Below are 24,796 nucleotides of genomic sequence, written 5' to 3' on the forward strand. Positions count from 1 at the left end.
TCAGCCCTCCGGCTTCGTGCCGTCGAGGGCTTTCCGCGTTCGGCTCTAGCCCGGCAGAACGAGGGTCGCCCGCAGGCCGCCGAGGCCGGACCGGTCGAGCGTCAGGCCGCCGCCGTAGAGCTCGGCCAGCTCCAGGGTGATCGACAGGCCGAAGCCGTTGCCCGGCACGCTCTCGTCGAGCCGCTGCCCGCGGCGCAGGACGGACGCCGCCTCGGCCGGATCGAGGCCCGGCCCGTCGTCCTCGACGCGAATCGCCACCGCCCCCTCGGCCGGGGCCGCCGAGACGCGGACCTCGCCGCGGCACCACTGGCAGGCGTTGTCCATTAGGTTCCCGAGCATCTCGTCGAGGTCCTGCGCCTCGCATCCCACGGCCAACCCCTCGGCGAGGTTTGCCTGGATCCGCACGCCCTTGGCCGCATGCAGCCGCCCCAGCGTCGCGGCGAGGTCCCCGACAGGGCTCGCGAGGTCGATCCGGCCGCGGGCCGTGCCTTCCAGCGCCGCGGCGCGCGCCCGGCGCAGGTGGTGGCGGACCTGCCGGTCCATCGAGCCGACGAGGTCGCTCAAGGTGCCGTCGGCGTCGCGGGCCGGGTCGGCGAGCGCCAGGGTCAGGGTGGCGAGCGGCGTCTTCAGGCCGTGGGCGAGGTTCGCGACATGGGTGCGGGCCCGCTCGAGGTTGGCCGCGTTCTGGTCCAGCAGCGCGTTGAGCTCGGCGACCAGCGGCCGGATCTCCGTCGGCTGCGCCACCGGCACCCGCTCGCGCCGCCCGGCACGCACCTCGGCGAGGTCCGCGCGCAGGCGCTGCAGCGGCGCGAGGCCGAGGCGCACCTGCGCCAGCACCCCGCCGATCAGGCAGAGGCCGAGCACCGCGAGCGCCAGCGCCAGCGTGGTCAGGGCCTCGCGCAGCGGCCCGCGCAACGCCGCGGCGGGCGCGGAGGCGGCGATCACGGTCGCCGCGCCGCCGTCCTCCGCCGGCAGCGTCAGGACGCGCAGGATCAGGCCGCGCCCGTTCGCATCGGTCGCGTCGGCGGGCTGAGGCCGCTCCGACCCGTCGTCGGGACGGGGGCCGGCCGGCACGGGCAGCACGTCGCTGCCGAGCGAGGCGGAGCGCAGGCGCGTCCCGCCGCGCCGCACCTGCCAGGCCCAGCCCGAGCCCGCGCGGTCGAAGGGCGGCGCGTCGAAGTCGCGGGCGAGGCGCGGACCGTCGGGGCCCTGCTCCAGCCCGGAGCGGATCGCCACGATCTGCGCGTCGAGCCGGCCGTCGATCTGCCCCCGCACGAAACGGTGGAGGATGAAGCCGATCGCGATGCCCGCCACGACCAGCGCGACGGTGACGAGGACGAAGGCGGCCGCGAGCAGGCGGCGCGCCAGCGAGCCCGTGCGCGGTGCGCGTTCCAGCCGGGATGCGTGCGCCATCACGCGGCGTCCGCGTGCAGGCGCCAGCCGTGGCCGCGCACCGCCTCGATCTGCGCCGGGGCGATCTTGCGGCGCAGGCGCGTGATGATGACCTCGACCGAGTTCGAGTCGACGTCGGCGTCGCCGTCATAGACCCGCTCGATCAGTTGCAGGCGGGGCACCACCGCGTCCTTGCGCAGCATCAGGCAGGACAGCACCCGCCATTCGAGCCCGGTGAGCTTCAGGGGCAGGCCGTCGCGCTCGAAGGCGCCCAGCCCGGGGTCGAAGCTCAGCGGCCCGCAGACGAGCCGGCTCGCGCCGCTGGCCTGGGCGCGGCGCACCAGCGCCCGCAGGCGGATCACCAGCTCCTCGGTGCGGAACGGCTTGACGAGATAGTCGTCGGCGCCGGCCTTGAAGCCCGCGACCTTGTCGCTCCAGCCGTCGCGGGCGGTGAGGATCAGCACCGGGAGCGTGCGCCCCGCGGCGCGCCACGCCTGCAGCACGGAGACGCCGTCGCGCTTGGGCAGGCCGAGGTCGAGCACCACCGCGTCGTAATCCTCGGTCTCGCCGAGATGCTGCGCGTCCTCGCCGTCGCGCGCGTGGTCGAGGGCGAAGCTTTCCGCGCGCAGGGCCTTCGCGATCTCGGCGCCGAGCGCGGCATCGTCCTCGACCAACAGGACTTTCATGGTTCTCGGCACCTTCGGGGAACGGGCGTCGGGGGTTAGGCCGGCCGGTTTAACCGGGGCTGAACCGCGCGGTTCAGGGTGGATTGGCGGGCCTCTCCTAGAACGCCGTCAACCCGAAAGGGCCCAACCGAACAGGACACGTTTCATCATGAGCAACGAACAGGTCATCGACGGCACCGCCACCGAGGTTCGCCAGGCCGCCGCCGAGGGAGCCGCATCGAGACCCGCACGCCGCCTGCCCCGCCGCACCCTCGTCGTCGGGGCGATCGCCGCGCCGCTGGCGCTCGGCGCCGTCGGCCTCTCCCTGGCGCAGAACGGCGCGCCCTCGACCACGCCGATCGCCCCGGTGGCGATCTCGGCGCTGGTGCCGTCGGGCGGCATCGCCGCCAAGGGCGAGGTCGCCGAGATCTTCGGCAACAAGTTCGTGCTGCAGGACGGCACCGGGCGGGCGCTGGTCGAGACCGGGCGCCAGGGCGAAGACGGCAAGCTCGTCGCCAAGGGCGAGACCGTCACCGTGCAGGGGCGCTTCGAGAACGGGTTACTGCACGCGGCGGTGCTGACCCACGGCGACGGCAACCGCGTGCTGCTCGGCCCGGCCGGCGGCCCGCCCCCCGGCACCCTCGACTGGGCGAAGGACAAGGTCGGGCTCGGGCCCAACCCCGACGTGCCGGCGCTGACCGCCTCGGTGCAGGCGGCCGGCTACTCGGACGTCCGCGTCACCGGCCGCGGCCCGCGCCACCTCGAGGTCGCCGCCAAGGGCCAGGACGGGCGCGAGCGCCAGCTCCATGTCGGCTTCGACGGTCAGATCCGCGAGAAGCGCGTGTTCTGAGGTCGTCGGCCGCGCCGCCGATCCGGCGGCGCGGCACGATCCTCGCCTCGACGGGCCCGGCGCGATGCAACCGATCCCGCCCTGCCGCGTCTTGGCGAGAGACGGACCGCACGCGAGACACCCGCAAGGAGCCTGCCCCAGATGGAACCGATGAAGCCGATGGAACCGATGAAGCCCATGGAACCCATGAAGCCGATGAAGGGCATGGAGCCCTGGTGGCCAGAGGACCTCGGCCAGCCCTCGACCAGCGGGGCGCAGAACGGGATGAAGTACGCCTTCTTCCCCGAGAAGCACCGCCTGCTGATCGAGCAGGACGGCAAGACCACGACCTACGACAGCGGCGACCACAAGATCGGCGGCGTCTCGCAGCAGGACGGCGGATCCAAGTCGCTGACCTTCACCAGCCAGAACGGCGACGTCGACCTCGGCTCGCTGAAGAAGGTCGATTGATCGCGGGCGGGCTTCGGCCCGCCCGCGTGGACAGCCCGGCGCCGGGCCTCTATGCGCTCGGCCCACATGAACGTGCGCTTCACAGAGAGAACCGCGCCGGGCGCCTTTCCCTGCCCCCCTGCTCCGCAGGGTACCCTTCCCGGCAAAGGGGAGAAGGAGAGGTGCGTTCCGCCGATCCCGAGGACACCCCGTTGCGCACGCTGATCGATCTCGTGCGCGCGATGCGGACCCGCGACCGGCGCCGGCTCGCGCTGATCGCCCTGGGGCTGGCCGGCGCAGGGCTGCTCGAGGTGGTCGGCGTCGCCTCGGTGATCCCGTTCCTGACGCTGGTCGGCGATCCCGCGGCCGCCACCCGCCTGCCCTACCTCGCGCAGATCCGCGACACGCTCGGGCTGTCGGACGACCGCAGCTTCCTGATCGCGGCCGGGATGGCGGCGCTGCTCGCGATCCTCGTGACCGCGGTGGTCAACGCCGCGCTGACCTACGCGCAGCTCTTGTTCACCCATCTCACCGGCTACGGCTTCGCCCGGCGGCTGCTGTTCCGCTACCTCGCCCGCGAAAAGCTGTTCTTCACCCAGGGCAACAGCGCGGAGCTTGCCAAGACCGTGCTCTCGGAGACCGACCGCCTGGTCGTCGGCGTGCTGACGCCGGCCACCGTCGTCGCCTCCCGCGCGATCTCGGCCCTCGCGGTGATCGGCTTCCTGCTGGTCTACGCGCCGCGCCTGGCGCTGATCCTCGGCGGCGGCTTCGGCGGGCTCTACGTCGGCATCTACCTGGTGATGCGCGCGCGCCTCGCCTCGCTCGGCGCCCGCTCGGTCGCCGACAACGCGCAGCGCTACCGCGTGGTGCAGGAGACCCTGGGCGCGCTCACCGAACTCAAGCTCTACGGCCGGGCGGACGCCTTCGCCGGCAAATTCGACGCCCCCGCCCGCGCCTATGCCAAGGCCACCGCCGAGAGCCTGCTGACGGGGCAGATGCCGCGCTTCGTCATCGAGGCCCTGGCCTTCGGCGGCGTCATCGTGGTGGTGCTGTTCGCCCTCGCCCAGGGGCTCGACACCGCCGGCATCCTGCCGCTGCTCGGGCTGTTCGCCTTCGCCGGATACCGGATGCTGCCGGCCTTCCAGAACATCTTCAACTCGCTGGCTCTGCTGCGCTTCTACCTGCCGGCGGTGCGGGTGATCGTCGACGACCTCGACGGCGAGAGCGAGAGTTCGCCGCGGACCGACGCACGGCTGCCGTTCCGCGACGCGATCCGCCTGGAGCGGGTCGGCTTCGCCTACGCGCCCGGGCGGGCGGCGCTCGCGGACGTGAGCCTGACGATCCGGGCCAACACCACCGTCGGCCTCGTCGGGCGCACCGGCTCGGGCAAGTCGACCCTGGTCGGCCTGATGCTCGGCATCCTGACGCCGGATGCCGGCCGCATCACCGTCGACGGCACGCCTTTGGATTCACAGGCCCTGCCGGCCTGGCAGAACCGGATCGGCTACGTCCCGCAGGACGTGTTCCTCGTGGACGGGACGGTGGCCGAGAACATCGCGCTGGGCCTCGAGCCGGTCGACCGCGCGGCGGTGGAGCGGGCGGCGCGGCTCGCCGGCGCGCACGACTTCGTCGCCGCCCTGCCCGAGAGCTACGACGCCCGCGTCGGCGAGCGCGGCGCGCGCCTCTCCGGCGGCCAGCGCCAGCGCATCGGCATCGCCCGCGCGCTCTACCACGACCCCGACGTGATCGTGTTCGACGAGGCGACCTCGGCGCTGGACGGCGAGACCGAGGGCGCGGTGATGGCCGCGCTCGACGCGCTCGCCGGCCAGCGCACGCTGATCATGATCGCCCACCGCCTCACCAGCCTGGAAGCGGCCGACACGGTCCACGTGCTCGACGGCGGCCGCCTCGTGGCGTCGGGCCCGCTTCACGCGGTGACGCAGCATGTCGGGGCGGCCGCGTGAGCCGCGCGCCGACGAACCCACCCCGATCCGGAGCCGATGCCCCATGCCCGATCCGATCCACCTGAAGGCCGCCGACGGCACCACCGCGACCCTGACGCTCGCCGGCTCCGAGCTGGTGTCGTGGCGGGTGGGCGGCACCGAATACCTCTGGAGCGGCGATCCCGAGCACTGGAACCGGCACGCGCCCTGGCTCTTCCCGGTGGTCGGCGCCTCCGCCGGCGGGATGGTGCGGGTCGAAGGCCGGACCTATCCGATGGCGCAGCACGGCTTCGCCCGCGACCTGCCCTTCGCGGTGGTGGAGCGGACGGACGAGGCCGTCACCCTGCGCCTGACCGAAACGGCCGAGACGCTGGCGCACTATCCCTTCCGCTTCCGCCTCGACATCACCGCGCGGGTGCGCCCCGCCGGGCTCGACTTCGCCATCGCGGTCCACAATCCGGGCGAGACCGCCCTGCCCTACGGGCTCGGCTTCCACCCGGCCTTCCCCTGGCCGTTCGCGGGCGGGACGCGCGCGGCCGGCGGCGGCTACGCGGTCGCATTCGAGCGGGCCGAGCGCGCCAGCGTCCCCGAGGTCGGCCCCGGCGGCCTGCTGCTGCGCGAGGAGCGCCCGATCCGCCTCGAGGGCAACGTCCTGCCCCTCGATCCGGCGCTCTTCACCGAGGCGCTGGTGTTCCGCGACGCGCTGAGCCGCACGATGCGCTTCACCGGGCCGGGCGGGCGGGCGATCCGGATGGCGGTCGAGGATTTTCCGCACCTCGCCGTGTGGACGAAGCCGACCGCGCCGTTCCTGTCGCTCGAAGCCTGGACCGGGCATGCCGACTGGGCCGGATTCTCGGGCGAGCTCGCCGAGCGCGACGCGCAGCGCCTGCTGGCGCCCGGCGCCACCGCCGATCACGGCATCCGCCTCACCCTGGAGGGGTGAGGCCGTGCGGGTCTGGGTGGCGCGGCCGGAGCCCGGCGCCGCACGCACCGGCGAACGCCTGGCGGCGCTCGGCCACCTGCCCCTGGTGGCGCCGGTGCTGGTGGTGCGCCCCACCGGCGCAGCCCTGCCGCCGGGCCCGTTCGACGGGCTGATCCTCACCAGCGCGAACGCCCTCGACGCGCTGCTCGCGACGACCGAGGCGGCCACCCTGCGCGGAATCCCGGTCTTCGCCGTCGGCCCGCGGACGGCGGCGCTCGCCGAAGCGCGGCTCGGCGCGGTGACGGCGGGGACGGGCGACGCCGCCGCGCTCGCAGCGATCGTGCAGGGATCCGTCGCGCCGGGGGCATCCCTGCTCCACGTGGCCGGCGCGGAGCGCAAGGCGGAACCCGCCGCCCGGCTGACGGCCGCCGGCTACCGGATCGCGACGCACGTCGCCTACGCGGCCGAGGCGGTGGCGCACCTGCCGGACCCGGTCTTCGCGGCCTTCGCTGCCGTCCCCGGAGGGCTCGACGCCGCCCTGCACTATTCCCGCCGCAGCGCGCGCGTGGCGCATCGATTGTCGGAAGCGGCCGGACACGGCGGAGCTTTCCGCGCGTTGAGGCATTACTGCCTGTCGGACGACGTGGCCGCAGCCCTGGACCAAGCCGGGGTCGCGGCCCATTTCGTCGCTGGGCGACCGCGCGAGGACGACCTCCTCGCCGGCCTGTCCTGACATCGCCGCGCCGCCGTCAGATCGGGTCTCGCCCGGGCGGAAGCGGCGGTGATAGGTAGGCGCCGCCCGCACCGGCGCGGGTCGTGAGGAACGTTAGGATCGGGGCGCGCGGCACAGCCGCCGCGCCCGGGACGTCGAGACGGGAGAGACAACGGCCGTGAAGCCACCATCCAACGACGCCGACCGTCCGAATTCCGGCTCCCAGGCTCCGGGTGCCGCGAAGAACGGTGCCCCGAGCTCGACCGCCCCCCAGACCCAGGGCGGCAAGCCCGGAACGGTGTCGACGCCGCAGGGCCGTCCGCCCGAGACCCTGCCGCCGGGCGTCCACGTCAAGTCGGAGCCGGCCAAATCCGAGACCGGCAAGCCCGATACGGCCAAGAACGATACGGCCAAGCCCGACACCATCAAGCCCGATACGGCCAAGCCCGCGGTTCCGTCGTCCTCGGCCCAGGCGCCGAAGCCGGAGGCCGGCCGCGCCGATCCTCCGATCACCGCCGGGCCGACGAAGGCCGAGCCCGGCCGCCCGGCCCAGCCCTCCGCCGATCCGGCGAAGCTCGACGCCAGGCCTGCCGGCGGGGCGGGCGCCGCATCTGCAGCGTTCCCGAGCAAGCCTGCGACAGAGGCGGTCAAGCCCGGGATCGCCGGCGCGCCGGGCGGCCCGTCCGCGGCGAAGGAGCCGGGGAAAGCCGAGCTGGGCAAGCCGGACCCGGCGAAGCCCGAGTTCGGCCGGTCCGCGGCCGGCACCGCCGCCGAGCCGCCGAAATCCGCCGGCGGCGCAACGGCGGGCGGGCCGCGGCCCTCCGGCGCCCTCACCGATGGACCGATCATCGACCTCAAGGCCAAGCGCGTCGAGGACGCCGGGGCGAACAAGGGCGACGTCCGCGGCGACGCCAAGGCCGCCGCTGCCGGGGCCGCGGGGGTCGCGGCCGGCATGGCGGCATCCGGTCCCAAGCCTGCTTCCGACATCAAGGCAGCGTCCGACGGCAAGGCAGCGTCCGATGCCAAGGCCGGCGCCAAGCCGGCGGGCTCCGGCAGCACCCCGCCGCGGGTCGGCCCGGCCGAGGCGCCCGCCGCCCGCGGGCCGGGCTTCGGCTCGGTGGCGACCGCCGGCCTTCTCGGCGGCGTGATCGGCGCCGGCCTGCTCTTCGCGGTGGAGCGCGCCGGCATCCTCGGCAATGCCGGCGACGACGCCCGCCTGAACGCCCTCGACCAGCGCATCTCCGGCCAGCTCACCGGCCTCGACCAGCGCATGGCATCGTTGAGCCCACGCGACGCGGTCGCCGCCCTCGACAAGCGCGTTTCCGCCAACGAGGCGACGCTGAAGCCGCTGCCCGACGCGGTGAAGGCGGCGGAGGCCGCGGCCAGGCAGGCGCTGGACCGTGCCTCCGGCGCGACGGCCGCGCCCGCCGAGGGCCAGGGCACGACCCCGGCGGCGACCGCCCAGGCCGCTCTTCCGGCCGACATCGCCGCCCGGCTCGACAGCCTGGACCAGCGCGTCTCCGCCCTGCAGGAGGAGCCCGGCCGCGACCAGGCTGGCGATTCCCGCCTCGGGGTGGCCCAGGCCGGCGGCGACCCCAAGCAGATCGCCGCCCTCGACGGGCGCGTGAAGGCGCTCGAGGACAAGGCGCCCGACAAGGCGGCGCGCCCCCCGGCCGTCGACCTCGCGCCGAAGCTCGCCACGCTCCAGGGCGAGGTCGAGGCGCGCACCAAGGCGAACGCCGAGGCCGACCAGGCCCTCGGCCAACGCCTCGACGCCCTGCAAAAGACCCTCGACGAGCGGGTGAAGGCCGCGACCGAGGCGGTGCAGACGGCAACGCAGGCGAGCCGCGAGGCGGCCGAGGCCGGCAGGAGCACGGCCGAGTCGGCGACCAAGGCCCTCGACCGGCGCCTGCAGGATCAGGCCGACAAGATCGCCACCCTCGACAAGGCGGTGGCGCTTCGGGCCGAGGCCAGCACCGTCCAGGCCGCGTTGAAGGTCGTCACCGCCGACCGGATCGCCGCCGCGCTGGAGGCCGGCGTCCCGTATGCCGAGCCGCTGGCGACCCTGCGCAAGCTCGAGACCGGCGACGCGAGCCGCGTCGACGCCCTGGCGCCGTTCGCCGACAAGGGCGCGCCGACCGCGGACCAGCTCGCCGCCGCGTTCCGCCCGATCGCCGACAAGGTCGCCGCCGCGCGCAAGGCCGCCGCCGCCAAGGAGGTCGCCGCCAACGGCGACCTCAAGAGCCGTTTCCTCAGCATCGCGGACTCGATCGTGCAGGTCCGCAAGGTCGATGCGCCGCCGGCCGCCGAGGAGGCTGCCGCCAGCGATCCGACGGCGAAGGTGCAGGCGGCCCTCGACCGCGGCGCGTTGATCGAGGCGTCGCAGGCCTACGAGGCGATGCCGCAGGATCTGAAGGCGCAGGCCGGCGATTTCGGCGCGACGCTGAAGGCGCGGGCCCAGGCGGCCCAGGCGGCCCAGGCGCTGCTCTCCGACGCGTTCAAGGGCCTGCCGACGACCGCGCCGACCGCCAAGCCGTGATCGCCCCCCCAGAGGTGATCGCAGAGATACGCCATCCTGCGGGGGCGGCCATCGCCCCCGCCCACATCCTCGTCGCGACGCGACGCCGTCCTCGCGGCTGACAGGAGTACCCGACCTCATGTGGCGCGCTCTCGCCTTCCTGGCCCTGCTTGCCGTCGCCGCCTTCGGGGCGGTGTGGATCGCCGACCGACCCGGGTCGGTCACCATCGTGTGGAACGGCTACGAGGTGGCCACGAGCCTCGCCATCGCCCTCATCGGCGTCGGCATCGCGGCGATCGCGCTCGGCCTCGTCTGGGCCGTGGTCCGCGGCATCATCACCCTGCCGGACACCCTGGTGAACGGCTCGCGCGAGCGCCGCCGGGCCAAGGGCTTCACCGCCCTGTCGCGCGGCATGGTCGCGGTCGGGTCGGGCGATCCCCTCGCCGCCCGCCGCCATGCGGGCGACGCCGAGCGCCTGCTCGGCGCGGAACCGCTGACCCTGCTGCTCAAGGCCCAGGCGGCGCAGATCTCCGGCGACCGGCAAGCTGCCGAGAGCGCGTTCCAGCGCATGGTCGACGACCCCGAGACGCGGGTGCTCGGCCTGCGCGGCCTGTTCGTCGAAGCGCGCCGACGCGAGGACGACGTCTCCGCCCGCGCCTACGCGGCGGAGGCCGCACGCCTCGCCCCCAGCGTCACCTGGGCGAACGACGCCGTGCTGGAGGCGCAATGCGCCGACGGCGACTGGGGCGGCGCGCTCGAGATCGTCGAGCGCCGCGGCTCCCTCGGGCTGATCGACAAGGCGGAGGCGCGGCGCCAGCGTGCCGTCCTGCTCACCGCGATGGCGCAGGTGCGCGAGGCCGGCGAGCCGGAGGCGGCGACCGAGCGCGCGCTCCAGGCGGTCAAGCTCGCGCCCGATCTCGTTCCCGCCGCCAGCATCGCCGGGCGCCTGCTCGCCCGCCGCGGCGATCTGAAGAAGGCGGCCAAGATCGTCGAGGCCGCGTGGAAGTCCAACCCGCACCCGGACCTCGCCAAGGTCTACCTCAACCTGCGCACCGGCGATTCCGTGCGGGACCGCCTGGCGCGGGCCGAGACGCTGGCCAAGCTCTCGTCCTGGGCCCCCGAGGCGCGCCTCGCCCTGGCGCAGGCCGCGTTCGACGCCCGCGACTTCGAGAAGGCCCGCGAGGCGATCCGGCCCCTGCTCGACGACGGCCCGAGCGTGCGCACCTGCCTGATGATGGCGCGGATCGAGGAGACCGAGCACGGCGCCGGCTCGGGCCGCGCCCGCGAATGGCTCGCCCGCGCCGCGCATGCCCCGCGCGATCCCGTCTGGATCGCCGACGGCGTCGCCTCGCCGACCTGGGAGCCGATCTCGCCGGTCTCCGGCCGCATCGACGCCTTCGTCTGGCAGGCGCCGCCGAACCTGCTCGCCGGCCAGGAGCCGTTCGAGACGCCGGCGCCGGACACCGACACGGTCGCCCTCGCGGCGCCCCACGCCGCCGCGCCTGCGGCCGCGAGCACGATGGCGCCCGCTCCCGCCGCCGGGCCCAAGCCGACGACCACCATCCCGGCCGGCATCACGCCGGCGAGCGTTGCGCGGGCGCCGACCGAGGCCGACAAGCCTGCCGTCGCCGAACCCGGGCCGATGCCGGCCGGCGCTGCGAGCCCCGTGGTGCTGCCGCAGCCGCGTCCCGCCGGTCCGCCTGCAACCGGTTCGCCCGCAACGGCACGCGAGGACGCCGAGGCCAAGGCCCGTCGCTTCGGCTGATCGTTCCCGCGCCGCCCGGCCCCGCCGGGCGGCCGGCGGGTGCGACACGGGCATGGCGTCGGGCTTCATCGAACGGCCATATCGCCACGGCAAGATACATCCTGTGGTAGGCTCCGACGCGCGGCACCGTTCTGCGCTCCGGTGCGTTTGACCCACGAAACGACCAACCTTTGGTGGTGAAGACGGCTGCAATCGGCGGTACGCCCGCTTCCCAGGGCAGGTCCGATCGATTATTTGCCGGATAACTTTTCCTCCGAGAGGCCCCACCACTGTTCCAGTTCCGTTCCGGCCCAGCACACCGCATCGTTCCCTCCGCGATCGGGCCGCACGCCTCGGAGCGCTGGAACCGCATCGGAGCGCCCGCATGGCGCCGACGCGCATGACGACGATGCCGCTCGACGACGAGCGCGAGGCGCGGCCGCAGGTCGGCGCGCTGCCGTTCCGGCGCGAGCCCGACGGCAGCTACAGCGTGCTCCTCGTCACCTCCCGCGAGAGCCGGCGCTGGGTGATCCCGAAGGGGTGGCCGATGAAGGGGCGCAAGCCCTTTGAGGCGGCGGCCCGCGAGGCCTACGAGGAGGCCGGCGTGATCGGCCAGATCGGCAAGCGGCCGCTCGGCTTCTACCTCTACCAGAAGCGCCTGAAGAACCGCGACGCGGTGCTGTGCCAGGTGAAGGTGTTTCCGCTCGAGGTGCGCAAGCACCGCAAGACCTGGCCGGAGCAGCACCAGCGCGAGCAGCGCTGGTTCACCCCCGCGGACGCCGCCGAGGCGGTGACCGAGCCGGGCTTGGCCGCGATCATCCGCGCGGCGCTGAAGCGCGACGGCCGCCCCAAAACGTGATCCACCCGGTCGATTGCGCCCTCGGGACCGCCAAGCGCGATTGCCAAGCCGCCGTCGATCCCTTAAAGCCCCTCTCGGTCGGACGGAGACGCCCCCTCGCGGGCCCCGGATCGCCGTTGCTGCGGTAGCTCAGTGGTAGAGCACCTCATTGGTAATGAGGAGGTCGTGGGTTCGATCCCCCCTCGCAGCACCATTTAAATCAGACATTTATCTTCGGTTTTCCCGTTCGAGCGTTTCCCAGTTTCCAGCGTTGGGAAGCGCATGGGAAACGCAGGGCGACTGCCACCTGATTTTATTGGTCCCTTCCCGCGGTAGGGTTTTTCGGCCTCAACTCCCCTCGGTTGTCGCACGTCAGGTTTGCCGAGGAAATTTTATGCGGGCGCATGTGGTCGCACATCGGGTCCGGGTCGTCCTGCTCGTTTGATGCCTGATTGCCTTTGGGCGCCTCGCGCTTCTCCTGCACCTACAAAACGGTTTGGTCGCGGGCGGACTGGTGACACTCTTCAAACTCGCGACAGGAATCAGTGTCGCGGTATATGTCCTCAGCCGGGCACTTGGATGGATCGCAGTCGGTTTTTCCGCAAAGGCGAAGGTACGGTTTGAGGGGTGAAAAATTGCCCCCAATTTTTGGGCGGTAGCGCTTGGCTAAAAAAGGCCCCGTGGTGGGGACTAGACGATTTCCGCTCTTCACCTTTCGGCTTGCGCAACTATCGCGAGGCCAATCACTCCCCACCCGGCGTTCCCCGGCCTGGCTTGGGGCACCGTGGCGCATGACCACCCGTATGAACGCAGCGTCGGGTCCCATCGGCGCCCCGGGGGGACCTCGCGGCGGCTATCGCCTAGGATCGGGCTCAGGGCTGGCGCATGCGTGCGTCTACGTGTGCTGGCGTGCGCTGGCGCATGCCGCGTCCGCCCCGCGGCAGAACTACCCGCCTACCGAGTACCCCGTGCCGGTCAAAACTGCTCCAGCGCCCGCTTCACTTGGACGGCGGACCACGTGCCGCCTGCCGCTGTCGGGATGCCCCGGGCGTTGAGCCTTGCGGCAATCTCCCGGAGGGATACAGCGCCGGCCGCCTGGACCGCCTGGATATCCGGGGCCACATCCCATGCACGTGCGGAGGCCCTGGCCTTCATGACCGCACCGCCGCGGGCACTGGCACCGGCTGGAGGCGTGCCGCCCCGGTCGCCTCCGAGCTTCACGCTACGGGCCTTGGCGGCGGCAAGCGCGGCTTTTGTGCGATCCGAGATCATCTGGCGCTCGGCTTGCGCCACCACGGCCATGATCCCGACGACCATTTCATTGGCCTCGGGCATGTCGGCAGCCACGAAGCGCACGCTCTCGTTCTGGAGCTTCATCAGGAACGCGGCGTCACGGGACAGCCGGTCCAATTTCGCAATTACCAGCGTAGCGTTGTGCAGCCGGCAGAGCCGTAGCGCCTCGGCGAGCTTAGGGCGTCCGCTTCGCGCTCTCGACCTCCACGACCTCACGATTAAAGCTCCACCGGCCACCGTTGAGATAGTCGGTAACCGCCTGACGCTGTGCCTCCAGGCCGAGGCCGCTGGCGCCTTGCTTGGCAGTGCTCACCCGGAGGTAGCTAATGAATTGCGAGTCCGCCAAGCCCGTACGCCCGTCTGTTACGCCGCTAGCGACACTCAGAGGCACAGCCCGAGCCGTTTGCACCCGCCTTACGTTCAAAGCTTCGGCGATGTCGCAAAGTGAAACCGCACCTGCCTCATGGAGGCTAGCGATAGTTGGTGAGTCACTGTTGGCGAAAGAATCGGCTCAAGGTGACATAGTTACACCACCCGCCCTGCCAGCCGCGGCGCAATCTGACAAATTGCCGAGATTTAGACCCTGCGCCTTCTTGACCCCCAGCGTTGCCTTTGTTCGCACTGAAATTATTGACCGCTCTTTTTCGGCGAGGGCTGCATAAAGGTGTAGCGCGAACGAATCTACGCGCTCACCCAACTCAGCGACTCGGAAGGGCACCCATTGAGCCATAAGCCCTACGACGAAGGCGACATAGCAAGGCAGCCGATCCAGCCTTGCAGCGACGAAGGCGCGTTTTGGCGCTTGGTCGCGCCTAACGCTCCGGCTAGCTTAGGACGGCCCTTTAGGGCGTCGGGACCTTTGCCTGTCTGAATCTCGATATGCTCGGCCACGATAGTGAAGCAGCCGGAGGCGGCGAACGATGCAACAGCGGCACACTGCGCTTCCAAGCCGAAACCACTCTTGCCTTGCGCCCCGGTTAAGGGGGAAAATAGGAGACCAAAATTCGAATGGGTGTTGTCGTAGGTGTGCTTATACTGACCATCACACATCCATACACTTATATAGATATGTGATAGGCCTCTTTTCTTTACCGAACAGCCTTAAAGGCTCCAGGAATTTCACACTGTGATGTTTTTCTACAACATCATCAGCCTAAACAATAGTCTATGATCTGCTGCAAAGTCAGAATTTAATTTGTTTAGGAATCAGACAAATGCGCATCAGCTTTGCGACTTCGTATCTATCGATAAATGCTTTTCCAGATGTTCAAATACCAGATTTCACTCTCATAACTGGTCATAATGGCGCTGGAAAGTCACATTTTTTGCAGGCTATCATGCAAGGTAGTTTGCAGGCTGATTGTGCGCCTGGTCACGGCCCCAATAATCAATCGCAGATCCGGATGTTTGATTGGTCAAACATGGTGCCTCAGGACACCGGATATTTTTCCAGCGAACAGATTCGGAATGAAAAGGTCGGAATTTTTCAAAATCTGAATAACCTGCGTGCTTCGAATAATATACTTGAGCCGATAAGGTCGCTGATACGCAATCATGGACTACCAGATAAATATTTGGCAAATCCGGCAAACCTAATTGCTTTGAGCATTCCAGAGATCGAGAATTTGATCGCGCACGACCCCAAAGCTAACGAAATAGCTATCAATATTAAGGCATCAGCAGAGCAAGCTGGAAATCAATTATTTAACTATTGGCCAGACCAAAATGCGCGAAATACACTTGGTCAAATTGCCGAAATCCGAAAAAAGCCGATAATTTCGCTAAATGAGACTGATGTAATATCAACATATATTCCAAACTGGGGAGGCGCAACACTGTTTCAACAATCTTTTGCAAGAATGTTCGTTGCTTATAGAGATATGAATTTGAGTAATCAATTGGCCCATCTTCGTTATATGAAAGGTGACACCGACAGCGCCTTCCTGAGTGAAGCAGAATTTGTAAAAGAAAATGGCATACCCCCATGGGAATTTGTTAATCAAACACTCTCCGAAGCAAACCTTGATTTTAAGATCAATCAGCCCGGAATGGACGACTTCTCCCATTTTCAACCCCAAATCGCGAAAATCTCGTCTGGCGTTAATATTCCCTTTGCAAATCTTTCTTCAGGGGAAAAGATTTTGATGTCATTCGCTTTTTGTGTGTATTATGCAAATGATAGAAGGCAATTGTCAGACTACCCAAAATTACTCCTTCTCGATGAAATCGATGCTCCGTTACATCCGTCTATGTCAAGAAATATAATAAAAACGATTACCGAAGTTTTGGTAAAAGATTTTGGCATCAAGGTTATAGCGACAACCCATTCTCCTTCTACTGTAGCGATGGCCCCTGAGGAGTCATTGTACCTAATGGATGCTGGGAAGCCGGGCCTTCATAAAGCACGCATCTCGGATGCCCTTAATATTCTTACTGTCGGTGTTCCAACAGTCGCAATATCTTACAGTGGAAGACGTCAAGTTTTTGTTGAAAGTTCTGCCGATGCCGTTACTTATGAGAACTTGTACGTTTTATTCAAAACATCGATCGCCTCAGAGCGTTCAATTGAGTTTATTGCTACGTCTACAAAAGCATTCACCGGTAGCGACAAAAATACAGGGTGCGATGTTGTAAAAAGACTTGTAAATGAACTTTCTGCTGCTGGGAATATTTCTGTATTTGGGTTGATAGACTGGGATGGCCGAAACAACCCAAAAGATAGGCTGTTAGTGCTTGCGCATGGAACGAGAAACGGCCTAGAGAATATTCTATTTGATCCATTACTGATTGCCGCTCTGATTTGCAGAGATTGTCAACAACATAAAGAACAAATCGGACTTGCAAAAAATACGAGCTTTATCGCATTTTGTCAATTTGACCAAACACATCTGCAATCCATTGTAGATCAGGTTGTCATGCAGATACTTCAATCGCCGGCGACTAAACAAGTTACATCTGAGTATGAGAATGGATTTAAAATCCAAGTGGACGAAAATTACTTTTTAATGGACGATCACAAATTAGAGCAGATGATCCTGAATGCTTTCCCCTCTATACAGAGCATCACTAAGCAGCAGGCCGGCAAGCTGATGCAATACGTGATAAATTTTATACTGGTAGATAACATCGGTTTCGCGCCCATCGAAATTCGCCAAGCTTTCACCAATATACTTGCAAAGGAAGCGCATATCTAATTCTCCATCAAACGCTTCTGTCAATCAATTTGGAATTTTATCCTCACGCAATATACTCTAGATAGAAGAGAGAGTATTATAGAATGCTTGGTATTTATTATTTTATAGACCTGGCATCGCTTGACGGAATAACTAACGTATTCGAATGCTCGGTGGGTATCTCATCTACACTCGTATTAGCTGGGAAGAGCAGGGTCGCAGCACCCCAGGTCTTGGCGCACGGCGCCAGGCCGCGCCGGTCTAACCTTAACGGCGGTGATAGGTACGTCATTCCTGAGCAGCGGGAGATTGAAAGCGGACGCGACGATGCCCGACCCGCATTCGACCGTGCTCTCGCGGATGCGTGCCTACACCGCTGCTCCCCACTGGTCGCGAAGGTGGCCCCCCTAGGGTATTGGGCAAGCGCAAATAGTCGCTGCCGAGGCGGCGAAAGCGCGCCATCCAGGCGAGGGTGCGCTTCACCACCCACTGTCGTGGCAACAGAACGAAGCCGCGCTTGGCCTCGAGCAGTTGCACGACCTCTAGGCTAACGCCGTGATTGACCGTCGCCTTCGCTGCACACCCGTCCGTGTAGCGCTGATTGTGAAAGGCGGAATCTCAACTGTCGCAGGTTGCCTCCTACACGGCATAAGTCAGCTTCCCCACGGCAGTCAGATCGTCAGTATTAAGCGTTTTGACGTGCAGCACCAGCATTTGTCCAAGTGGATCGACCGCCGCGTGCAGCTTCGTACCGCGGGTGCGCTTGTGTCCAACCGTGGCAACGGACCACCCTGATGATCGAAGCGCCGGTTCTTATCGGCGCACCGCGGGCCTAGCGACGCAATATCTCACTTGGGTATCTGCGCTTCGCTCCAACTTTTCGAAGGCGAGGCCGCGGACTCGCGCCGCGCACGTGCGCGGCCTGCAGTGGGTACCGGGCCGCCGGGCAATGCCGCCCGATTCGCGCATGCGTTGTGCCCGTCAGGGCCGCGCCAGTACCCGCTTCACCTGGACGGCCGACCACGTGCCGCCCCGTGCGGTTGGGATGCCCCGGGCATTCAACCCAGCGGCAATCTCCCGGAGGGATACAGCGCCGGCCGCCTGGACTTCATCGATCACCGGGGCCACGTCCCACGCACGGGTAGTCGCCTTCGCCTTGGTGGCCTCGCCTCCGCGGGCACTAGCACCAACTGGAGGCATTCCGCCCCGATCGCCCCCGAGCTTCACGCCGCGGGCCTTGGCGGCGGCAAGAGCAGCTTTCGTACGTAGCGAAATCATTTTCCGTTCGGCCTGTGCCACCACCGCCATGATACCGACCACCATTTCGTTGGCCTCGGGCATGTCGGCGGCCACGAAGCGCACGTTGCCCGCCTGTAGGTTAAGAAGGAACGCGGCGTCTCGAGACAACCGGTCCAACTTGGCAATCACTAGCGTGGCGTTGTGCAGCCGGCAGAGCCGCAGGGCCTCGGCGAGTTTGGGCCGGTCGTTCCGCTTACCGCTCTCGACCTCCACCACCTCGCTGACGAGCGTCCACCGGCCGCCGTTAAGATAATCGGTCACGGCAGCGCGCTGAGCTTCCAGCCCAAGGCCGCTTGCGCCTTGCTTTGCGGTGCTCACTCGCAGGTAGCTGATGAATTGAGCCTCTGCCATCAAAATCCACGCATTACATAACTATCAACGCTCGTTGCTTGCTTTGTAACGGATGATTGGCTGTGGGCAAGCGAGATATCAGCGCTTGGGCCGAACGGACCGACCGGGTCGCTGATTTGACATTCCAGAACCCAATCGCTTGGCCCGGAATAATTCGGCACCGGGTTGCGAGCGGCACGCGCGTTAGTCCGGTGTCAGGGACCAGGGGGGACCAGGGTCACCCCCCAATCCGCCGCGCGGGCGCGTGACGTGTGCGGGCGCATGCGAGCGCACGCCCGCGTTAGATGTGCACCTCTCAGATAGACCTATCTAAAAATTCCTATACAAAACAAACACTTAGATTGAAAATACCCTGGTCCTTACCCTGGTCCCTATCCTGGTCCCTACCGTGGTACTCACCCTGGTCCCGACCCTGGTCCCTATCGGCCGCTGCTTGGCGCTTTCATCCGCGAATGGCCCGAGCGTGCTACCCGCCCCCCGTCCGAACCGAATTAATTAGCTCCAGCCGGCCGAGCCGCCCTAATCAACTCGAACTGGCCGACGCGGAATTAATTAGCAGAAATAAGCCGTCAAGGCTTTGGTTGGCACGGGGTCGCGCCTCGATCATGGTAGCCGGTGCACGCTCGGCTCGCTTTGTCGAGCTAACGCTACTGCGATGCGGCTACCTCCATGAGGCTTGGAGTGGGGTCAAGCCCCAACGGTAGCTCGACAACGCGGTTTGACCTCGACCGTGTGGTGCCATCCGATCCGCGACCCCAAGAGCGTGAATGGCCGCTCCGGCCGCTGGCATGGGGGCCACCAGGGCGCACGGTGACCCTATGCGGCTCGGGAGGCGGCCCCGGACACCCCGAGCCGCCACGCGCCCAGCCACAGGCTCCCTGCCGGCGCCTACCAGCCCCCGTCGCCCTCGGGCTCGACAGGGCCGGCGAAGGCCCGCAGTGGGTGTCGTTCGCTAAGCGGGTGCTGCTCCCGGTCCCGCTCTAGCGCGTCCACCACATCGGTGCGGCTCGCGCCTACTAGCCTTTTGCCGGCCCCCGCGCCTTTGAAGGCGTAGATGATGGGTAGGCGTCGCCGGCCGCTATCGACCTTGTAGCCTCGCCCATCCGCTCCGGCGCCCACCTTATCCGCTTTGGTCTGGATATATTTAATAACTGCCTGCATGCCGGCGTCAGCACCGTGGAAACTGTAGGTTTGACGGCAATCGATCGCACCGTCCGAATTTCGAAACTCATTCTCGCTCATCCGAGAACAAATCTCGGCTATTTCCTGCATATCGGTGATATGGCGGTTATGGCTTTCGAGCAATTCAAGCGCGGCCATGACATGCCGCATCGCTGAATTTTCGATGGCGGTAATCTGGGCCTCCAATTTGGCGTGTGAGAGCGGCGGCGGTTTTGCCGGATCGTAACGGCCGATGTCTCGGGTGTGGAGGTACCGCCATAGAGCCGCCAATCGCTCCGGGGTTTTCCCAATAGCCGCAATGCGCTCATAGAAGGCTGACGATGGCTTATCCGCGGCCGTGATGTTGCACCGGACATAAAAGCACCGGCGGTCGTTCGGCTCTATCGGCAGAGCATTTTCATAGTTTGTGCTCACGCAAAATCGAGCGTGATTTGCGACCGTGGTTATATCCTTTCCTTTTCGCTCGATTTGGATGTGGTCGCCGCCACCGCCGATATCGACAACCTGTTTGAGGATGGACGTAATTTGCGACCTTGCAGTGGAAGAAATATTATCCGGTAATTCCTGAATGCTGACGATGCGGCGGCCCTCTATATTGGCTAGAGCGAAACGGCGAGACCCCTCCGCCACAAGTTTGGTGCCGTCAATCACCCCTTGGTTTCGGCCGAGACCATCGAACAGCGCCGCCTGGATTTGAATATGCGATGTTTTCCCCACGCCGGGCTCTCCGACCATGTATAGGAAATTCCCCGGGCGATTGCCGGTCTGCACCATGTACGCGAGGGTATCCAACTCATAGTCCGCATCAGGACCGAACAGCCGACGCACGAAATCAAGCCAAGCCTCAAGGTCCCCCTTCGCTTGCTCGGGATTACGCGGGGGCTTTCCAGCCAATGGGATAACCGGGGACTGAAACCGCATATTGAGTTTCAGCGTGGGCCGCCCGTCCGGGTTTTCCTCGGGCACCACCGTCCCGCGTGGGTAACGCGGGTCCAGCGTTTCGCCGTCATAAAACACCCCGGGGTGCTTTAATTTGAGGCCGCGGAGAAAATCCCAAAACCCTAGCTCGTTTGCCGGATATCTGCCGCTCTGGCGGAGTGCATCCATAGGCTTGGTGTCAACCCAATCACACCGGCCCATGTAAAAATCCAATCCGCGTATGGCTACTCCCGGAACGGATTTTCGGCGTATCTCGCAGACGAGTTTGTTGCTCACGATATTCACGGTACCGATTGCATACTCGGCTGCAAAAACCTCAAGCAAGGCGTCTTTGTGATCCTTGGATTTTTTAACTTGCTCAGCCATGCCCGCAATTTCATCGTCGCTAAGCGGCGGGAAATCCGACCTCGCGCTTACCGCGATCCGGTATTTCCGAAACGTCTCGTCCAAGGCATGGCGGCCGGCCCGCACGCCACGGTCCAGGCTGTCCCACGCCTTGGCGAAATACTCAGGCCAGCACCACACCGGGTCCGCGCACGCCCATGCTTCGATCCGGTCGCGGTTCGGCTCGGCTTCGCATCCGAGAGCGGCCCTGAGCTTCGCCAGAATACCCACAAGGTCGTCTCGGCCGGGGAAATTGTCCTCGTTGTTCGGTAAGCGCTCCAGGCCGCGGAATATGTCCTCCACGGGCAATACCGGTTCGGCGTCGGAATGGTCCTGCGCTTTGCCGGCGCCGCCGCCAATGGCCCCTTGCCGAACCTCGCCGCCCCGGGCCTCAATCATGTCCACCAGGACGGTCCGGAATTCGCTCATGGCGGCGTTGTCTGTGCGGGCAAGGTCTCCCGACCGGTACGAGGCACAGAGGTCATAGTCCCGGTGCCAGCGATAGGGCGAACCGCTCCGGTGCATACCGGCCGCCACGAATTGCTTGCCTCGCCCAATCAAATCGAGACCGTGGGGGAATTCGCCCTCGGGGTCCGCGGGGAGCCGGAATCTCAAGCTCCAGCATTGCACCTGGGCCTCGGCGTCGTCCGGGTCGCGACACTCGAAAGCGTAGAGCCGGCGGGACGAATCTCCGCGCAACCTTTCCGCGGCCAAAACACCTCGGCCGAAACTCTGTTCAACTGCGTCGGCAACTAGGGCGGCAGCCTCCGGGGTTTCCGCATCGCTATCGATAGCGGGGAAATACCGCCCCAACAGCCCCGCGTTGCCGGTAGGCCAATCCAGCCATTCTCGGCAGTCATCCGCGGTGCCGCCTTCGATAATGCATCGGTCCCCATTGCTATTTGACCCGAGGCCGCACCAAGCGTTCTCCCGGTGAATGAACCTCCCGGGGGCTTTTCCAAGGCTGTGTTCCTCCAAGTGCCCTTTGCTGGATATCGGGGCACCGACTGGTGCAATGGGGATAATCGCGCGTTCGGGAATACCCGCATCCACGAAATGCTGTGTCGCGGCGCCGAAACTTAGCGTTGACTTGACTGGCACGGTCATTAAATTCAGTCTCGTTACCTGTTTGCAGGATGTTTGGCGACGTCTGCGATCTGGGAGCCCACAAGGGCGGGAGCGTATCTTTTGCGGGTGCGCTCCCGTTTCTTTTGAATGAGGGTGACGATGGTACGGTCAGTGTCGCCACCCGGATGCGCCCATTATTCGGTGCGTTCGTAGTATCTTTCGATAGCCTTTGCCCGTGCCTCGGCTTCGGCTCTGGTTCGCGGCCTAAAATGGTAGACTAAGAGAGAAACCCGGTGCCGACGCTGTCGGATTTTGAGCTCGGTAATTTCTGGTGATAGTGGATGACGCGTCCAGCTATCACCTACCTCAACCGGACCATAATAACCGGCAAAGGCGTCACCATCATCCCGCAGCGCCTCGCCAAGCAAATAACCATCGGTTGCTTGGTCGGTGCGATCAATTCCGGAATCGTTCGAGTAATACTTATCTGCCATTCGACTTGTCCGCTAAATGGGTGGGGTTCAAGCCATCGCGCGGAATTGGTCGTCACGCGAAAACGCTAGGGCCGTGCTCGATAAGAGCCGACCGGTCGTCCTCGCGAATTGGGTAATTAATTACCTGCTGTCGCCATGCGAGGGAAATTCCAAGCATAGGCAACAATTAGCCGAGGTAGGGGGAAATTGCTTAATTAGCCAAGGCTGAAACCAGAAGGCCGATTGCATCAAATTTCCGTCCAGGCCCCGGAGCTAAGTGCCCGTAGGGTTTATTCTGCGGAGGCACGTATATGCGCCCCCCCCGGAAACCTCATCGAACGCCAACAGCATCCCGCCCGTCATCCGGGGCGCGGTGGCTTTGGGCTGGCATGACGGTGCCGGGCATGCCCCGGGGCACGGTTGCCACCACCGCCCCCGTCGCTGTCCGCACGGCTTCGATCCTGTCGGCCAGCATGACCGCGTGGACACCCTCGGGGAGGTCCTTGGTCATGACGCACGGGATGCCCCCTAGCACCTGCACCTTGGCCGTCCGCACGCCTCTCTCGGCTATGCGGGCGAGGCGGCGCGCGACATGCTCCGCAGGCATCTGCGGGTGCCCTACGCCCACGGCAGCGTCCACTGGCCCACGGATGCGGTCGCGACGGCTGGCGGGGCGCTGGGCGGCCTCCAGAGCGCTCCCGATACCTGCCCTGCCTGGGGCGCCGTCCGTTGCGATACGACGATGCTCGCCCATGGCTCACCCCACCCGCTGAGCGTTGAACTCAACCAAGGTGCCGTACCGCCACCCAATCTTGCGGGCGCTTAATCTTACGGGAGGGGGTACTTTTTTGTCTTTATACAGCCGGTGCCAATGCCTAACTGAGCAATTACAAAGCTCAGCCGCCTCCGATATGCTGATTATCTGGTTTGGGTCTCTAGCACTGATGCTTGTCACGTTGGGTCTGCCATGCGCTGCTAGGTCTAGCCAAGCACCGCCTAGGATAGACATCAAACGTCCGAAGGCAACAGGCAATAATTTTTAGTCCGATTTTTATTTATAGCAAATCGGAGAAATTAATTCGGTGGTGGTATCAAATTCGAGCTGACTGTTTCTGTAATTTTATTTGAGGCCGCCTGGAAAATTCGGCGACTGCTTCGAGGTCCGCACTTTCAGCAAAATCACTTCAATTTCCCCGTCAGATACTCGGCCCATTTGTTGAGGGCGTCCCGCTTTTCGTCAGCGTATGTTGCCCGGTTGTAAATTCCGGCCACGCCCATTTTTGCTGGTCCGGTAATGTGATTGACGATAGCCTCGACCACGTGCGGCAATATTCGCAGATGCTCGTTCATGTGGGTCACGGCGGTGCGGCGCAAATCGTGTAAGCGCCATTCGGAAATCCCCGCGTCGGGTTTTCCAGACAGCCATTCGCGTTTTTCGGAAATTCGCCTGTCGAGGTTCATCTTGGATTTTGACCAGCCCTGGAATGGCCCGGTCGAATCCCCGAACAGGAAATCGCGCCCCCCGCGCACCGGCACGGTTTCGATTATCGCCAGCGCAGCCGGGGATAATGGGACGGTGTGCGGTAGCCCGTTTTTCGTCCGCTCGGGTGGTAGCTGCCACAATTTCCGGGGACGGTCGATTTCGGACCAGCGCATCGCGCCCACCTCGGTCCGACGCTGCCCAGTCAGAAGCAAGAGGCGGACAATTCTGCCATGGTCATCATCCCGGCAGGCGTTCCACACGTCGCAAATCTCATCGTCAGACAGCACACGGGTCCGCGCCACGTTCTCGGCAGGTTTCCCGGTGGCGGCCACGGGGTTACTGTCCACCTCCCCCTGGCGCATCGCCCACGTGAACATCGCGGACAACGAGGCACGTGCTCTATTGGCCGCGTGGGGACCGTTCTCAGCCGCAATCTCGCTGAGGCGCACAGCCACGTGGCGACGGGTCAGGTCATGCGCTGGAGTGGTCCGTAGGGGCGCCCAATGGCGTGTGAGGTGCCGTTCCGCCTCAGAGAACGAACTTGCCCGCAGGCGCGTCTTCGCGTGGGCCAGATAGTGCGTAGCCACGGCCCCGAGCGTCACGGACGCGCGTGATCGCGCCTCCGCCTTCTCCCCCTGCGGATCGGCGCCCAACTGGACCTTGGCGAGGATGTCCCGAGCGCGTTTCCGCGCTTCATCCACGTCCAGGGTTTCCGTGGTCCCAAAGGAAATTCGACGCTGCTTCGCGCCGACCCTGTATTGAGCGATCCACGTCCGTTTTCCGCCAGCCCTCATTCGAAGGCCGAACCCGGCGAGTGAATCGTCAAAAATGATTCGTTCGGTTTTCCCCTCGCCGATTTCGAGACCGGCGATATTGGACCGCGTAAACCGCATCAGGCGCCCGGCTGGGAATTTTCTGGGAAGCAACTCCGTGCATTTTCCGGCAGCCCTTGGCAACAAAAGAAATGTGGTCCGCCTGCTAACCCTCTGAAATAACGATAATTATGCAGCGCCTGTCACAAATTGGCCGCGCAGGACTGAAGTTTGGTAATGAGGAGGTCGTGGGTTCGATCCCCCCTCGCAGCACCATCAATCCACGCCTCCGATGAGCACTGAGATCGACCGGTAGGGTGCTGTCC

General features: G+C 65.6%; 15 protein-coding genes, 1 tRNA gene and 1 pseudogene. 10 read left to right on the plus strand and 7 right to left on the minus strand.

The features are described 5' to 3' along the window. Positions 1–45: 45 nt before the first annotated feature. Both MKK64_RS05955 and MKK64_RS05960 read right to left on the minus strand, forming a co-directional pair. Positions 46–1,413 carry a sensor histidine kinase gene (locus MKK64_RS05955; protein ID WP_243932616.1) on the minus strand — a complete coding sequence of 456 codons (1,368 nt, stop codon included), beginning with the start codon at positions 1,411–1,413 and terminating at the stop codon, positions 46–48. Continuing rightward, a complete protein-coding gene (locus MKK64_RS05960; protein WP_147729022.1) occupies positions 1,413–2,078 on the minus strand; it encodes a response regulator transcription factor in 666 nt (221 codons plus the stop codon). Before MKK64_RS05960 ends, MKK64_RS05955 begins: the two co-directional genes overlap by 1 nt. 148 nt (positions 2,079–2,226) lie before the next feature. Between MKK64_RS05960 and MKK64_RS05965 the strand changes: the two genes are divergently transcribed. The 9 genes from MKK64_RS05965 (at position 2,227) to MKK64_RS06005 (ending at position 12,227) form a co-directional block, all read left to right on the plus strand. After that, complete coding sequence (locus MKK64_RS05965) at positions 2,227–2,907, plus strand: DNA-binding protein (protein ID WP_243932617.1); 681 nt, start codon at positions 2,227–2,229, stop codon at positions 2,905–2,907. 177 nt (positions 2,908–3,084) lie between these two features. Next, positions 3,085–3,357: a hypothetical protein gene (locus MKK64_RS05970; RefSeq protein WP_313898894.1), complete on the plus strand. Its 273-nt coding sequence runs from the start codon at positions 3,085–3,087 to the stop codon at positions 3,355–3,357. A gap of 191 nt (positions 3,358–3,548) precedes the next feature. Continuing rightward, positions 3,549–5,300, plus strand: a complete 1,752-nt coding sequence (locus MKK64_RS05975) for an ABC transporter ATP-binding protein (protein ID WP_243932830.1) — start codon at positions 3,549–3,551, stop codon at positions 5,298–5,300. Between the two features lie 43 nt (positions 5,301–5,343). Further along, the gene (locus MKK64_RS05980) at positions 5,344–6,222 is read left to right on the plus strand and encodes an aldose 1-epimerase family protein (protein ID WP_243932618.1); all 879 of its coding nucleotides are present in this window, start codon (positions 5,344–5,346) and stop codon (positions 6,220–6,222) included. 4 nt (positions 6,223–6,226) lie between these two features. After that, on the plus strand, positions 6,227–6,934 hold the full coding sequence (locus MKK64_RS05985; RefSeq protein WP_147844693.1) for a uroporphyrinogen-III synthase: 708 nt from the start codon (positions 6,227–6,229) through the stop codon (positions 6,932–6,934). Positions 6,935–7,091: 157 nt separating this feature from the next. Then, positions 7,092–9,452, plus strand: a complete 2,361-nt coding sequence (locus tag MKK64_RS05990; protein ID WP_243932619.1) for a translation initiation factor 2 — start codon at positions 7,092–7,094, stop codon at positions 9,450–9,452. Positions 9,453–9,570: 118 nt separating this feature from the next. Further along, complete coding sequence (locus tag MKK64_RS05995) at positions 9,571–11,196, plus strand: heme biosynthesis protein HemY (RefSeq protein WP_243932620.1); 1,626 nt, start codon at positions 9,571–9,573, stop codon at positions 11,194–11,196. 379 nt (positions 11,197–11,575) lie between these two features. Then, a complete protein-coding gene (locus MKK64_RS06000) occupies positions 11,576–12,034 on the plus strand; it encodes an NUDIX hydrolase (RefSeq protein ID WP_147729062.1) in 459 nt (152 codons plus the stop codon). 118 nt (positions 12,035–12,152) lie between these two features. Next, positions 12,153–12,227 (plus strand) — tRNA-Thr (locus MKK64_RS06005). Positions 12,228–12,988: 761 nt separating this feature from the next. Here the strand turns inward: MKK64_RS06005 and MKK64_RS06010 are convergent. After that, positions 12,989–13,652: pseudogene (locus MKK64_RS06010) on the minus strand (recombinase family protein). Between the two features lie 868 nt (positions 13,653–14,520). Here MKK64_RS06010 and MKK64_RS06015 point away from each other — a divergent pair. Then, a complete protein-coding gene (locus tag MKK64_RS06015; RefSeq protein WP_243932621.1) occupies positions 14,521–16,500 on the plus strand; it encodes an AAA family ATPase in 1,980 nt (659 codons plus the stop codon). Between the two features lie 960 nt (positions 16,501–17,460). On the opposite strand, the gene MKK64_RS06020 is transcribed toward MKK64_RS06015, so the two are convergent. The 4 genes from MKK64_RS06020 to MKK64_RS06035 form a co-directional block, all read right to left on the minus strand. Next, entirely contained in the window at positions 17,461–18,129 is a 669-nt protein-coding gene (locus tag MKK64_RS06020; RefSeq protein ID WP_243932622.1) for a recombinase family protein, read from the minus strand. 888 nt (positions 18,130–19,017) lie between these two features. After that, on the minus strand, positions 19,018–21,741 hold the full coding sequence (locus MKK64_RS06025; protein WP_243932623.1) for a DUF5906 domain-containing protein: 2,724 nt from the start codon (positions 21,739–21,741) through the stop codon (positions 19,018–19,020). 155 nt (positions 21,742–21,896) lie between these two features. Continuing rightward, positions 21,897–22,196: a hypothetical protein gene (locus MKK64_RS06030; protein WP_243932624.1), complete on the minus strand. Its 300-nt coding sequence runs from the start codon at positions 22,194–22,196 to the stop codon at positions 21,897–21,899. Positions 22,197–23,354: 1,158 nt separating this feature from the next. Continuing rightward, complete coding sequence (locus MKK64_RS06035) at positions 23,355–24,551, minus strand: tyrosine-type recombinase/integrase (RefSeq protein WP_243932625.1); 1,197 nt, start codon at positions 24,549–24,551, stop codon at positions 23,355–23,357. Positions 24,552–24,796 lie beyond the last annotated feature (245 nt).

This window comes from Methylobacterium sp. E-025 (assembly GCF_022829705.1).
In the GTDB taxonomy this organism is placed as follows: Bacteria; Pseudomonadota; Alphaproteobacteria; order Rhizobiales; family Beijerinckiaceae; genus Methylobacterium.